This is a genomic window from Thermococcus argininiproducens (genome assembly GCF_023746595.1).
Classification (GTDB): domain Archaea; phylum Methanobacteriota_B; class Thermococci; order Thermococcales; family Thermococcaceae; genus Thermococcus_A; species Thermococcus_A argininiproducens.
In genome coordinates this window covers 111464-124670 of the sequence record NZ_CP080572.1, presented here as the reverse complement: position 1 = coordinate 124670, position 13207 = coordinate 111464, and the positions used below count along the sequence as shown (strand labels likewise).

Annotated in this window: 11 protein-coding genes; 4 read left to right on the top strand and 7 right to left on the bottom strand. The window is 41.0% G+C overall.

The features are described 5' to 3' along the window. Positions 1–31: 31 nt before the first annotated feature. The 7 genes from lysW to K1720_RS00585 all read right to left on the bottom strand — a co-directional run bounded on the left by lysW (position 32) and on the right by K1720_RS00585 (position 8870). Positions 32–193, bottom strand: coding sequence for a lysine biosynthesis protein LysW (gene lysW, locus K1720_RS00615; protein ID WP_055283971.1), 162 nt, complete (start codon positions 191–193; stop codon positions 32–34). Between the two features lie 108 nt (positions 194–301). Next, complete coding sequence (locus tag K1720_RS00610; RefSeq protein ID WP_251949291.1) at positions 302–709, bottom strand: hypothetical protein; 408 nt, start codon at positions 707–709, stop codon at positions 302–304. Between the two features lie 440 nt (positions 710–1149). Further along, positions 1150–4308: a carbamoyl-phosphate synthase (glutamine-hydrolyzing) large subunit gene (gene carB / locus K1720_RS00605; protein WP_251949290.1), complete on the bottom strand. Its 3159-nt coding sequence runs from the start codon at positions 4306–4308 to the stop codon at positions 1150–1152. Next, a complete protein-coding gene (carA, locus tag K1720_RS00600; protein WP_251949289.1) occupies positions 4289–5449 on the bottom strand; it encodes a glutamine-hydrolyzing carbamoyl-phosphate synthase small subunit in 1161 nt (386 codons plus the stop codon). The genes carB and carA overlap by 20 nt, the downstream gene beginning before the upstream one ends. Continuing rightward, positions 5434–6795, bottom strand: a complete 1362-nt coding sequence (gene argH / locus K1720_RS00595; RefSeq protein WP_251949288.1) for an argininosuccinate lyase — start codon at positions 6793–6795, stop codon at positions 5434–5436. Before argH ends, carA begins: the two co-directional genes overlap by 16 nt. Before the next feature lie 8 nt (positions 6796–6803). Further along, complete coding sequence (locus tag K1720_RS00590) at positions 6804–8036, bottom strand: argininosuccinate synthase (RefSeq protein WP_251949287.1); 1233 nt, start codon at positions 8034–8036, stop codon at positions 6804–6806. 150 nt (positions 8037–8186) lie between these two features. Then, positions 8187–8870 carry an ACT domain-containing protein gene (locus K1720_RS00585; RefSeq protein WP_251949286.1) on the bottom strand — a complete coding sequence of 228 codons (684 nt, stop codon included), beginning with the start codon at positions 8868–8870 and terminating at the stop codon, positions 8187–8189. Between the two features lie 226 nt (positions 8871–9096). On the opposite strand from K1720_RS00585, the gene K1720_RS00580 reads away from it, so the two are divergent. From K1720_RS00580 to asd, 4 genes are read left to right on the top strand one after another with little or no spacing between them, the layout of a single operon-like run. Beyond that, positions 9097–10152, top strand: a complete 1056-nt coding sequence (locus K1720_RS00580) for an aspartate kinase (protein WP_251949285.1) — start codon at positions 9097–9099, stop codon at positions 10150–10152. Further along, the gene (locus K1720_RS00575; protein ID WP_251949284.1) at positions 10149–11024 is read left to right on the top strand and encodes a homoserine kinase; all 876 of its coding nucleotides are present in this window, start codon (positions 10149–10151) and stop codon (positions 11022–11024) included. The genes K1720_RS00580 and K1720_RS00575 overlap by 4 nt, the downstream gene beginning before the upstream one ends. After that, positions 11021–12193 carry a threonine synthase gene (gene thrC / locus K1720_RS00570; RefSeq protein WP_251949283.1) on the top strand — a complete coding sequence of 391 codons (1173 nt, stop codon included), beginning with the start codon at positions 11021–11023 and terminating at the stop codon, positions 12191–12193. The genes K1720_RS00575 and thrC overlap by 4 nt, the downstream gene beginning before the upstream one ends. Next, a complete protein-coding gene (asd, locus tag K1720_RS00565) occupies positions 12193–13200 on the top strand; it encodes an aspartate-semialdehyde dehydrogenase (protein ID WP_251949282.1) in 1008 nt (335 codons plus the stop codon). The genes thrC and asd overlap by 1 nt, the downstream gene beginning before the upstream one ends. Positions 13201–13207: the final 7 nt, after the last annotated feature.

The window sequence follows — 13207 nt, the reverse complement described above, 5'->3', positions numbered from 1 at the left end:
AAGACGGTATGAAAGCTTTAATTTGGGAATGTTACTCTCCCCAGTCTTCTTCCACCTCAGGGAGTTCCTCTAAGATCACCGGTTCTAAACTAACCACTTCAAGTTCTGAACTGCAAACAGGGCATTCAACTATCTCATGTATTTCCACACTACCGATTTCCAGTTCAACTCCACAAACAGGGCATTCAATCATTTTTCCACCTCCATTTTCTATCTCTTTAATTTGCACGAGATTTGGAAGATTTAAATTTCTTTTGTAACATCTAATTTTAAATTTCTATATTCTGTTCTAAATATAACATCATTTCCTGAATAACGTGGGAATGGTATTGATTCTTATCTCCTCGACCCAGAGTTCATCCCACTCTATTGGGTCAATTTCTGGGATTACTCCATTTGCAACGTTCGTGTTCATTGTGTCCACCTCCAGGTTAGACGCTGAATTGCCCTCTTTACTCGATTTTTGACGGCATTCCGGATTACTCCTATTTAGGCCCGAATAATCCAAAAGAACGGCATCATTCAAAACAGCCCCGGTTATTCTGCGCTGTTGGTTTATTCCATTTGAAACGTCTCTATATACTGCTGGAGAGTCTAACTCCACAAAACCAACGTTAAAACAGTCAAAAACTATAGTTGTCTCTGGTCTCTGAGCTAGATTAAAGCTGACTGTTGGTGATTGCTCTTCCTCTCTTAGTGTTGGATCCAAAAAGTGTATTTGAGCGTTCCTTAATAGGCATCACCAAGCATAAATTTCAAGAAGGGTATATAAATCTTTCGGAAAACTTAGGTATTTTTCGAAAATCTTTTCTTAAACTCAGTCAAATGTAAATAATATTTCTAAATTCTATACTATTGTTTCGAAAATTTTTTCGTACACTTAGACTTGAAGTTTCACAGTGCAAGAAAAAATTGATGAATGTGAACTGCCCCGCCCTTGCGAGTGGGGCTTCGTGAGAGTTCACCGGGACAATCCTCACTCTCACGGGCCGGTTCACACGGCCACTACCGGCTATCCCCCTAACGGGAGAATCGCCGGCTACTTTTCAAATTGTTGAACTACTAATTACTATTGGCAAGAGTATTTAAACTTTTCAGTGCTCACTTTTTAGAGTGTTTGCATCCCCTCCCTCTCGGAAGGATTCTTCCCTAAAAGATAACCTCTTTTAAAGGTTCGCTAATAGTCTTTTGCAATTTTGGAGCATAATACTCAGAAACTTCTTTAACCTCAAAGCAATTGTGTTTGGCCCAAGCAAAAGCTTTTGAAAGCTCATAAGCCAAGTTTGCATCTAAGACAATCGGGATATTTAAGTCTACTGCAGTCCTCCTAACAAGATAATCTTTCTCCTTTGCATGGCCAGAAGTCATGACCAGCTCAATTTTCCCTGATTTCATTAAATTTATCGCCTTTTCTTTGCTTAAAGTATTTCCATAAATTAGGCTATCCTCTAATGTAAAAACATTATATCCCAAGGTTTCGAGAAGTTTTGCAGTTTCCAATAATGTTGGTAAGTCTTTACCGTAACCATAGACCAAGATATTTGACTTTGGCATTTTGTTTGGTTTTACAGAGAGCCAGCTTTTTAGCAGAGCATCCTCAAAGTCGAATCCCAGACTTGCAACTTCTCCCGTTGATCGCATTTCTGGTCCCAAGAAAGGATATGCATTTTGTAGCTGGGACCAGGAAAACTGAGGGCTTTTAACAGCAAAGGCTTTTGCTGGGACTTCGTAATACTCGTAGTCATTTCCTAATGGGAGTTTCCCACCAAAGACTGCATGAGCTGAAAGCTCCATCAAGTTAACTCCCCTAGATTTACTTGAGAAGGGCATAGAGCGACTCGTCCTCAGATTTAGCTCAAGCACATAGACATCATCATTGACTAGGAATTGTATGTTAAAGGGCCCCTTAATCCCTAAAGCCAATGCAAGCTCTAGGACTATTTCATGCATCTTTTTCACATGCTCCTCCTTTAGATAGCGATAGGGAGTAACCATTGTGGCATCTCCGCTGTGAACTCCCGCTTTTTCTATATGCTCTAATGTAATTCCAACTACCTTTTTTCCATCTGAAACAGCATCTATCTCGGCTTCAATTGCGTTTAAGAACTTTGAGACCACAATGGGGTGTTCTGGAGAAACGTTTGCTGCCAAAGAGAGGTACTCTTTTAGTTCCTTTTCGTTGTAGGCAACTTTCATGGCAGTTCCGCTCAACACATAACTCGGCCTTATCATTAAAGGATAACCCACTTCATCAGCAAAATCTAAGACTTCCTTAATGCTTTTAGCTTCAATCCAAGGCGGTTGTTTTATATTGAGCTTTTCTAAGAGTTTTGAGAACTTTGCTCTATTTTCGGCTATGTCCACACTGGTTCCTCTTGTTCCCAGAAGCCTAACTCCATTTTGTTCAAGCTTTTTAGCCAAGGAATTTGCAAGCTGTCCACCGGCGAAGGCAACGACACCCTCGGGGTTCTCAAAATTGTAAATATCCAAAACTCTTTCAAGAGTTATCTCCTCAAAATAGAGCTTGTCGTTAATGTCCCAGTCTGTTGAAACTGTTTCTGGGTTGTAATTCAAAACTATGACCTCATAACCCATCTTTTTTGCAGCATTTGCGAAATTTACAACAGCCCAGTCGAACTCCACACTAACTCCAATCCTAAACACGCCTGCACCCAAAATTAATACCTTTGGCTTTTCTGTGTAGGGGATGTCGTTTTCTTGTGCATCATAGGTCATGTACAGATAATTCGTCCTTGCAGGTACTTCTCCAGCCAAAGTATCTATTTGCTTGACAAATGGAAGTGTATTTTTAATGACACTGCCAGATAAGGCCTTTATTTGTGCATCACTAAATCCAAGCTTTTTGGCCTCTATTATTGTTTCTTCGTCTGGATTTTTCAAAGCTTCTGCGATTTTAACGAGATCCTCAATTATGTAAATGTAAAACTTATCTATTCCAGTAAGCTGGTGAATCTCGTCGACACTTGCTCCCAATTTCAGAGCTTTTGCAATATGCATGGGCATATAAGGCTCGTAATTCTTTATCCTGCCCATAACCTTTTCCAAGGGTTCTTCACTCTCGTAGTACTTTCCTATAAGCTCATCTCCAATCCCTACCATTCGGATAGCTTTTTGGAAGGCCTCATGGAGATTCCTTCCTATTGCCATGACTTCTCCAATACTCTTCATCTCGGTGTTTATTTTCTTGTTCGCGTTCTCAAACTTCTCTAAATCCCACCTCGGCATTTTAACAACAACATAATCTAGGCTTGGCTCAAACAAAGCGGTTGTAACTCCCGTCACTCCATTTGAAAGCTCATCCAGGGTATGGCCTAAAGCTAACTTTGCTGCTATGTATGCTAAAGGATAACCCGTTACTTTACTTGCTAAAGCTGAAGAGCGGCTCATCCTTGGATTTGTCTCGATTATGTAAAACTTTTCTGATTTGGGATCTAAGGCTAACTGGACGTTGCACTCTCCAATAAGCTCTATGGCCTCGGCAACTTTTATGGCCGCACTCCTCAGGAGTTGATATTCTCTGTTTGTTAGAGTTTGGGAGGGAGCAACAACTATGGAATCTCCTGTATGAACTCCCATTGGGTCAAAATTCTCCAAACATGCTACAGCAACGGCATTACCTTCTTTATCCCTCACGACCTCGAATTCTATCTCCTTCCATCCTTTCAGGTACTTCTCTACCAAGACTTCACCAATTTCACTTTGTGCGAAGGCCTTGATTATATATTCCTTAAACTCTTCATCATTCCAAGCGACAAAAGACCCCCTTCCGCCTAAGTTAAAGCTAACTCTAACCATGACTGGGAACCCTATCTCTTGGGCCACCTTTAGGGCTTCTTCAACGCTTTTGGCAGCTTTACTGGGGGGTATTGGGAGATTATTTTTGATCATTGTTTCCCTAAATTTTTCCCTATTCAGGGCTTTCTTTATTCCCTCTACAGGAGTCCCAAGAACTTTGACGTTGTACTTTTCTAGAATCCCATAGTCATGTAAGGCCACACCCAGAGATAGAGCACTTTGCCCCCCAAATCCTAGCAAAATTCCATCTGGTTTCTCTTTTTTTATAATCTCTTCAACAAATTTAACCTCAAGAGGAAGGAGGTAAACTTTGTCTGCCATCTCGTGGCTCGTTTGAATTGTTGCGACATTAGGATTGATCAGGATTGTTTCTATTTCTTCTTCTTTTAAGGCCTTTAAAGCTTGGCTCCCACTGTAATCAAATTCAGCAGCTTCGCCAATTTTTATTGCCCCAGAACCCAGAACAAGAACTTTAGAAACCATGAACCTCACCTTCAATCATCTTTGAAAAAACATCAAAAACCCATGTTGAGTCTAAGGGACCGGGAGATGCTTCAGGGTGGAATTGAGTTGCAATTATTGGTTTGTTTGGATGATAAATTCCTTCAACACTCCCGTCATCGATGTTAACCATCCAGACTTTAAATTCATTTAAACTTTTGGGTTTCACGGCATATCCGTGATTTTGAGTTGTAACAAATGCTTTTCCGCTCTTTAAGTCTTTGACTGGCTTGTTAATTCCCCTATGTCCATACTTAAGCTTATAAATTTCTCCTCCGTCTGCCAAGGAGAGTATTTGGCTTCCCAAACAGATCCCCATTGTCGGAATGTCGTACTCAATGACCGCTTGAGCTTTTTTTACTAACTCTTTAAGCAAGGCAGGATTTCCAGGCCCATTGCTAAATAAAATTCCATCTGCACTGAATTCCTCTAAGACGTCAATCGGATCGTAATAATAAGGAATTCTTATTACATCAAATCCCCTTTTCAGCAATTCCCGTAGAATTCCATATTTAATCCCACAATCGACTATAACAATACTCTTATTTGAGTTTTTGGACTCATGAATAACTATTTCTTTTGGAGTAACTTTGTCTATGAAATTCATCTCATCGTAGCTTAGCTTCTTCACTTTCTCCGTGACTTTATTAAGTTCATAATCCCCCACAACCAAAGCTCCCATCATGACTCCTTTTTCCCTTATTTTTTTCACCAAAGCCCTTGTATCAATCCCTTCTATTCCGGGAATACCTTCCTCTTCGAGCCATTTATCTAAACTCTTTTCACTTGCCCAGTGATTGCTTTTCATGAGTTTTGAAACTACGAATCCTTCGACCTGTATCTTATCTGATTCATAGTGAATAGGAACTCCATTTTCTGCTATTTTTTTGCTTGGAACGCCATAGTTTCCGATTAGTGGATACGTCATGGTTAGAATCTGCCCCTTGTATGAGGGATCAGTCAGCGATTCTGGGTAACCTACCATTCCAGTTGTAAAAACAACCTCCCCATACTTCACGCCTTCACTTCCAAATCCTTTGCCTTTAAAAATACTGCCGTCTTCTAGGACTAAGTATGCTTCTTTCCCGCTCTCTGGCCCTTCCTGAGTTTCTGCTGTCAAATATGCATGCATGTGGTCACCTCCTTCAACTTGAGAAGATCTTCTTTGAGGGCCGTTTTTGCCAATTTAATGTATTCCTTGACCTTAGTTGGATTTGGAGAACCTAAAACTGGTTTCTTAACACCCTCCTCTAGGTTTGTTTTGATCCCGTAAAGTTCTTCAACTTTAGTATAGAGCTCCTCGACACTCTTAGAATCTTTTATCAGCTTTGCTATCTCTCCATAGACTTCTCTATATGGTTTTCCTTCTTTTAGAGAAACTTTTTCGGCTATGTCGGTTGCTAAAATTGGGAAAATCTCTGAATCGATCAACAACTTTTTCTCATTGACTCCAATCTTTTTGAAAAAGTCTGAGAAAATTTTTAACGTTTCTAAAGTCCTCTTTAAGATTATTAATGCATGTTTATTTGCTTCTTGCATGTCTAGATTGTAACCGGTTGGAAGGGCTTTTAGGATTCCTAGCAAAGCTGTTAGATATCCAATGCTTTCAGCACCCCAAGCCCTAGCTATTTCCATGGTTACTGGATTTTTCTTCTGGGGCATCATGCTGCTTGTTGCCAGATGCTCTTTGGGTAAAACCAAATAGTCAAATTGGGGTGTTGAAAAGATAACAATATCTTCAGCTATTCGTGATAGGAATACTGATAGGTTAACATCTATTGACGATGCTATACTCAGAAAATCCCTACTGCTTGTTGCCTTAATTGAATTAATTACTATCCCACTAAATAGCTCATTGGCTAGGGCCTTCCTGTCCAGAGGAACGCTTGTTCCACCAACTGCACCTCCTCCTAAAGGAGAATTATCGGCTATCTCGAGGGCAAAGAACAAGGATTTTGTATAATCAGCCAAGACCTCTTCTATATAACATAGGTAGTGGGCAAAAGTTGAAGGCTGCGCTGGTTGTAAATGAGTGAAAGCCGGCATTATTGTATATACATGCTCTTCTGCTTTCTCCAGAAGGACTCTCCTTAGAGTTATTAGTTCTTTCAGCTGCTCAATTAAGAGTTTCTTTACCTTTAACCTTAGGGCCGCTGAAACATGATCGTTCCTGCTTTTTCCCAAAGCTAAATATCCCTCATCATCCCCAAGCTTTTCTTTCAAATAAATCTCAACAGCTTCATGTATATCTTCAGAATTAATGGAAAATAACGGTGATGGATTTTGAAGGAGTTTTTTGAGTTCTTCCAATATTTTATGCCCTTTTCCCGCTGGAATCAGGCCTTGGGTAGTTAACACTTTTACATGGACGATTAGACTTTCAATGACTTCACCAACTATCTCCTTATCCTCCTCCATTGATGAAGTGTAAGTTAGAATATTAAAGTCAGCATCACCTAGCAGGTTTTTCCTATACATAACACCACCTAGCTAACTACCTTTTTTGCCTTCACTGGTGTTGAGGGAGTGTATAGAGAGTTTATCTTGTGTTTTGTGCTGTAAGCTAAAACACTCTGCAATCCAAAGAGCTCAATAAAGCCAACTGCAAGCCTTTGATCAAAAGTACTGAACTTTTCATAGGTTGCAAGCTTTGTATCGTAAAGAGCATTCTCAGACGACCTTCCAACTATGCTGATACTCCCTTTGTAGAATTTTACTTTGACAGATCCAGTAATATTTGTTTCAACTTCATCTATGAAGGCATCTAGAGCCTCCCTAAGTGGCTCGAACCAGAGACCATTATAAATGAGCCATGCCCATTTTGAATCAACGATCTCCTTAAACTCGAGAACCCATTTTGTGAGAATCAACTTTTCTAGGTCCTTATGGGCCTTTATTAGGGTAATTGCTGCTGGGGCTTCATAGACTTCCCTGCTCTTTATTCCAACGGCCCTATCCTCAATGTGATCTATCCTGCCGACTCCATGCTTTCCTGCTATGAAGTTTAAGGTTTCTACAAGTTCCACGGGATTCATTTTCTTTCCATCTAGCCCTATAGGAACACCATTTACGAAGTCTATTGTAAGGTACTCCGGTTTTTCTGGTGTTTTTTCAGGAGAAAGAGTCCATTCAAAAACCTCCTCTGGAGGCTCCTCAAAAGGATCTTCTAAAATTCCTCCTTCTACTGAGCGTCCCCAAAGATTTTCATCAATGCTGTAGATCTTGTCCTTAACCGGTATCCCATTTTTCTTTGCATATTCCATTTCCCAGTCCCTTGTAAGATTAAGCTCCCTAACAGGAGCGATTATTTTAATTTCTGGGTAGAGGGCTTTAATTGCCAAATCAAACCTGACTTGATCGTTTCCCTTTCCAGTACAACCATGGGCCACTGCATCAGCGTTTTCTTTTTTAGCTACCTCAATAATTTTCTCTGCTATTAAAGGCCTGGCTAATGCTGTGGCTAATGGGTAGGATCCTTCATAAAGTGCATTTGCCTTTATTGCTTTGAAAATGTATTTCTCGACAAATTCTGCCTTTGCATCTATAGTATAGTGTTTTAATGCACCAAGCTTGAGTGCTTTCTCCTCGATCTTTTCAAAATCGTCCTTTTGTCCTACATCTACAGTAACTGTAATCACTTCGGCATTCATTTTCTCCTGCATCATCTTTAATATAATTGAGGTGTCCAGACCTCCCGAATAGGCCAAAACTATTTTCATACAGATCACCAAAGTGGAGATAAAGAGAACGTTTTTATATTTTTTGTAACTAATATATTAAAATTTACAAATAATGTTACAAATATAACAAAATTCGGACTCAGTGAATCATGATGTGGGACTTAGCAGAAAGAAAAAGATAGTCTAGAGTTATTTTGAAGTCTTTCTCATCTTTAGGATTATGTCCTCAAGTATCTGGTATGCTTTTGGAGCATCCCTACGGTTAAGAACAAATATTGTATCTTTGTGACAGGATATTACCTGTGTTATGTTCACTCCGCTTGATGAAAGGGTTGAAGTCATGATGGCGATAATTCCAGGGGTCTCAATTATCTCTTCTGGGCTTATTAGAATTATTGCCGTCTGTTCCTCAATAAGATCAACTATGGCCTTTGGTTGTATAATCTCAAGTACTTTCTCCTTTTCTTCGCTTGAAAGGACTAGTGTAAATGTCTCAACTCCCTGAGTAAGTTGGAAAAACCGTGCGTTTTCCATTACTTTGAAGAGGTGTTCAAGATTATTTAATACAGCTCTCCGTTCGGCAGTTATTACTGTTAGATCAGATTGGAGCTCAATAACGGTCTTTGCAACCACATTTTTGATTTTCTTTTCAAAGAAAGTTCTCTCTTTCTTTAAGTCCTCTCCTATTCTTATCAAAGCCATTTTTACAGCTCCGGCTGAGGTTTTGATGTTTTCTTTTTCCAGTTCTTTTAAAATAACTCTTGCTAGGGCACTGTAATTTATAACATCTAAAATCAAGCATTCTTTGATTGCTGGGCGGGAGAGGACGATCTCTTTCACAATCTTTGCAACACTAACTTTTTCTTCTGCCATATTCTCACCTGGCAGGAAATATTATGTGATAATATATAACTTTTTGTGTCATTTGACACTTTCTTACCCAATTAAGGAGGTTGTCATGAATTAGAAAAACAGAAAGAAATCCAACATATTGTCTGTATTGGAAGATATGGCCCTATTATTTCCGTCTTACTGACAAAAAATTTGCAAAAAAAGTTATATTTGAGTTAAGAATCCTTGTATAGGTGGTCTATTATGGGTGATTTACAAACTCTCCAACAAGAGAATAGTCGTTAAATTTGGAGGAAGCTCTATCAAGGACTCTTTTAGGGAAGCTTTAGAGTTTGTTTTGAAGTTACACGAGGAGAATGAAGTTGTGGTTGTACTTTCGGCCCTTAGGGGAGTCACAGACGCTCTTTTGGGTTTAGCTGAAAGTAAGGATAAATCAGTGATTGGCAAAATTGCAAGGAAACACAGTATATTGGCTGATGAGAGCGGGGTTGACTGTGATATACTTGAACCTCTCTTTGTCGAGCTTGAATGTGTTCTGAAAAATGAGAGACGCTTCCCAAATAAGGGGGCTTTCATAGATCATGTTTTATCCTTTGGGGAAAGACTTTCGGTGATTATATTTGCAAACGCCCTTGAGAACTCAGGAATAAGAAGTGAAGTGGTAGACGCCTTGCACGTAATCAAAACGGATGATAACTTTGGGAATGCAGCAGTGGACTTCTCTGGGACGGCAAAAAGGATAAAACTCATTGAAAAGCTGTTAAACGAAGGAAAGGTTCCAGTTGTTACAGGGTTTTTGGGAGGCTATAAGGGCCTTAGGACAACGCTTGGAAGAGGGGGGAGCGATTATACTGCAACGATCTTGGGCTCGCTCTTGGAAGCAAGGGCCGTTTTGATAATGAGCGACGTCAGAGGAATATACACTGCTGATCCAAGGATAGTTAAGGATGCCAAGCTTCTTCCGTTTGTATCATATGAAGAAGCTTTGAATGCTTCAGCGCTTGGAATGAGAGCTTTGCACGAGAAGTCTATCTGCCCCGTAATGGGTAGACTGCCGGTAATCCTTGGGAAAACAGATAGTTATCGCCTGGGGACGTTTGTCTCAGATATCAGTGCTGAAGTTCCAATATTGACCTACAAGCCTGTTAATGAAAATTTTGCGTGTATAGGGGTTGTGGGCCTTAGAGAAGTGAACTTCAACGCTCCGATCTATAAAAAAGGTAAGAATTGGATTTCCTTTCTAGTGAAGAGAGAAGAACTTGAGAATAGCTTAAATGATTTACACGAGGTGATCTTTAAATGAAAGTATCTGCTCCTGCTACGATAGCAAACTTTGGACCAGGATTCGATGTTTTTGGCCTTTGTCTGGAAAAACCAATGGACGTGATTGAGGTCAAATTAGCCGATGAGGTTGAGGTGAAGGTTGAGGGTTATGAGGTTCCAGAGGATCCGAGTAGGAATGTTGCCTCTGTTTCGGCTTTATCTCTATTAGGGGAAGTTGGAGTTGAGAGTGGCTTTAAAATGAAGATTAAGAAAGGAATAAGACCAACGAGTGGGCTTGGCAGTTCTGGAGCCTCTGCTTTAGGTGGCGCCTTAGCAATCGCAAAGCTCTTAGGGGTAGAGGATAAGGAGACAATTCTAAGGGCAGCTTTGGAAGGAGAAAAAGTGGCTTCTGGAACTCCTCATGGAGATAATGTAGTTCCTGCCCTATTTGGGGGATTTGTAGTTCTGAACTCTCTGTTCCCCCTTAATGTGGTTAAAATTGATGTAAAGCTCAAACTAGTTGTAGTGCTACCTGAAGTGAAGGTGAGTACTAAAAAAGCAAGGGAACTCTTACCAAAATACGTACCGTTGCGTGATGCCGTCAAAAATTTAGCCCTTGCCAGTTCTTTGGTGTTAGCTTTGGAAGAGGGGGATATAGAAGAGGCAGGGAGATTATTGGATGATTATCTGGCAATTCCATATAGGAAACCCCTGATCGCATGGTTCGATAAAGTTAGAAGGGCGGCACTGGAGAATGGGGCTTATGGGCTATCAATTTCTGGTTCTGGGCCCGCGGTATTTGCCCTTGGAGATAATCTTAAAGAAATTGGAAAGGCTGTTGTAGAAGCCTTTGAAGAGGAGGGTATTAAAGCTGAATACTTTATAAGCGGAGTTGGAGGAGGAGCAGAATGATTTTGCGGTGTATAGAATGTGGAAGAGAATATAGTTCAGAAGAAGTCAGATACAGGTGTGAATGTGGTGGTCTGCTTGAAGTCCTCGTAGATCTAGGGGAAGTTGAGAACATCTTCGATGGCAAAAATATAACGCTCTGGAAATACAAGAGCTTCATTCCGGTTGAAAAAAGGGTCTCACTTAACGAAGGTGGAACACCCATCTACCGCTTAGAGAACCTGCAAACTGAGCTTGGGATGAAAGAAGTCTACGTGAAAAACGAAGGTGCCAATCCAACGGGCTCTTTTAAGGATAGGGGGATGACTGTGGGAGTTAGCAAAGCCCTAGAGCTTGGCATGGATAAGGTGATCTGTGCCTCTACAGGCAATACCTCAGCATCTTTAGCGGCCTATGCTGCCAAATCAAACATAAAAGCCTATGTTTTAGTCCCAAGCGGAAAAATTGCATTAGGAAAGCTTGCACAGGCAATAGTTTATGGTGCGAAAGTGGTTCCGGTTAGAGGGAACTTTGATGATGCGCTAAAGGTCGTGGTGGAGGCCAGCAGTGAGTTGGGCGTTTACATGCTCAATTCCATAAACCCCTTCCGGTTAGAGGGCCAAAAGACCATAGCTTTTGAAATCTTCGATCAGCTTGGGTTTGTTCCTGATAAGGTTATCCTGCCCGTGGGAAATGCGGGAAACATCTCGGCAATTTGGAAAGGATTTAAAGAGCTTTACGAAGCTGGTTTTATAGATAAACTCCCTCAAATGATTGGAATCCAGGCGGAGGGAGCATCACCTCTGGCTAGAGCGTGGAAGGAGAGGAGGGAGTTCAAACCCCTTGAGAAGCCCGAGACAGTTGCAACTGCTATAAGAATTGGAAATCCAGCCAACTGGCCAAAAGCCTGGCGGGCCGTTGAAGAGTCTAGAGGGGTTTTGGAGAGTGTGAGTGATGAAGAGATACTGAAAGCCCAGAAAATGCTTGCATCGAAGGAAGGAATATTTGTTGAGCCAGCATCTGCTTCCTCTCTTGCCGGGTTAATGAAGCTAAGGAATGAAATCGAAGAAGATGAGAGCGTGGTTCTGATAACGACGGGACACGGGCTAAAGGATCCTAACATAATTCTTGAGGGCTTTGAGCTTCCAGAACCAATAGAGCCAAGCTTAGAGGCATTCAAGGAGGTTCTTTAATGGAGATAGCAATTTTAGGAGCAACGGGATTGGTGGGCCAGAGCTTTATAAGACTCCTGGAGAACCATCCTTGGTTTGATGTGAAATACCTCATAGCTTCCCAGAGATCGAGAGGGAAGAGGTTTAGAGAACTCGCTACGTGGGAGGTATCTGAGGAGATAGGAGAGATGAGGATAGAAAGCCTGGAAGAGTTTGATGGAAATGCAGATTTAGTCTTCTCGGCCCTTCCCTCTTCAATTGCTGGAAAAGTTGAAAAAAAGCTTGCAGAGAAAATTCCAGTATTTTCCAATGCCTCCTCACACCGATATGAAGAAGATGTTCCTATTTTAGTTCCTGAGATAAACGGGGAACACCTAAGTTTGGTTGAAGTGCAGAGGGAAAAGCGTGGCTGGGAGGGGTTCATAATCACGAATCCGAACTGTTCTACGGCCATACTCGTGTTATCTGTTAAAGCACTCTCGGGCTTTGGGTTAAAGAAAGTTAACGTTGCAACCATGCAGGCAATCTCAGGAGCGGGTTTTAAAGGGTTAAGTGCAGTACAGATTTTTGATAATGTCATACCCTACATAGAGGGAGAAGAGAAGAAAATTGAGAATGAATCGAGGAAAATACTGGGAAGATTTGAAAAAGATAGGATAACTCCAGCAAGGCTCAAAATCTCGGCCTTGACCGTGAGGGTTCCGGTTTTACATGGACACACAGAAGCTGTTTTCATAGAACTTGAGGAAGATGCCGAAGTTGAGGAGCTTAAAAAAGTATTAGGTTGCTTTGACCCATTGAAAGAGCTGAAACTGCCCTCATATGCAAAGCCGATTGTCTATGAAGAAATCCCACAGCCGAGGCTTCATAGGGATTTGGGCAATGGTATGACGGTTACGGTTGGAAGATTGGAAAGAATTGGTGAAGGGGAGTTTAAATATGTCACTTTAGGACACAATCTTATTAGGGGAGCCGCTGGGGGTTCAATTTTAAATGCCGAGCTAGCTTATAGAAAAGGAATTTTGTAAAGGGAGG

Bases quoted from the DNA above. Each gene is read 5' to 3' on its own strand.
- lysW (WP_055283971.1), bottom strand. From the start codon at position 193: ATGATTGAATGCCCTGTTTGTGGAGTTGAACTGGAAATCGGTAGTGTG.
- carA (WP_251949289.1), bottom strand. From the start codon at position 5,449: ATGCATGCATATTTGACAGCAGAAACTCAGGAAGGGCCAGAGAGCGGG.
- argH (WP_251949288.1), bottom strand. From the start codon at position 6,795: ATGTATAGGAAAAACCTGCTAGGTGATGCTGACTTTAATATTCTAACT.
- K1720_RS00590 (WP_251949287.1), bottom strand. From the start codon at position 8,036: ATGAAAATAGTTTTGGCCTATTCGGGAGGTCTGGACACCTCAATTATA.
- K1720_RS00585 (WP_251949286.1), bottom strand. From the start codon at position 8,870: ATGGCAGAAGAAAAAGTTAGTGTTGCAAAGATTGTGAAAGAGATCGTC.
- K1720_RS00575 (WP_251949284.1), top strand. From the start codon at position 10,149: ATGAAAGTATCTGCTCCTGCTACGATAGCAAACTTTGGACCAGGATTC.
- thrC (WP_251949283.1), top strand. From the start codon at position 11,021: ATGATTTTGCGGTGTATAGAATGTGGAAGAGAATATAGTTCAGAAGAA.
- asd (WP_251949282.1), top strand. From the start codon at position 12,193: ATGGAGATAGCAATTTTAGGAGCAACGGGATTGGTGGGCCAGAGCTTT.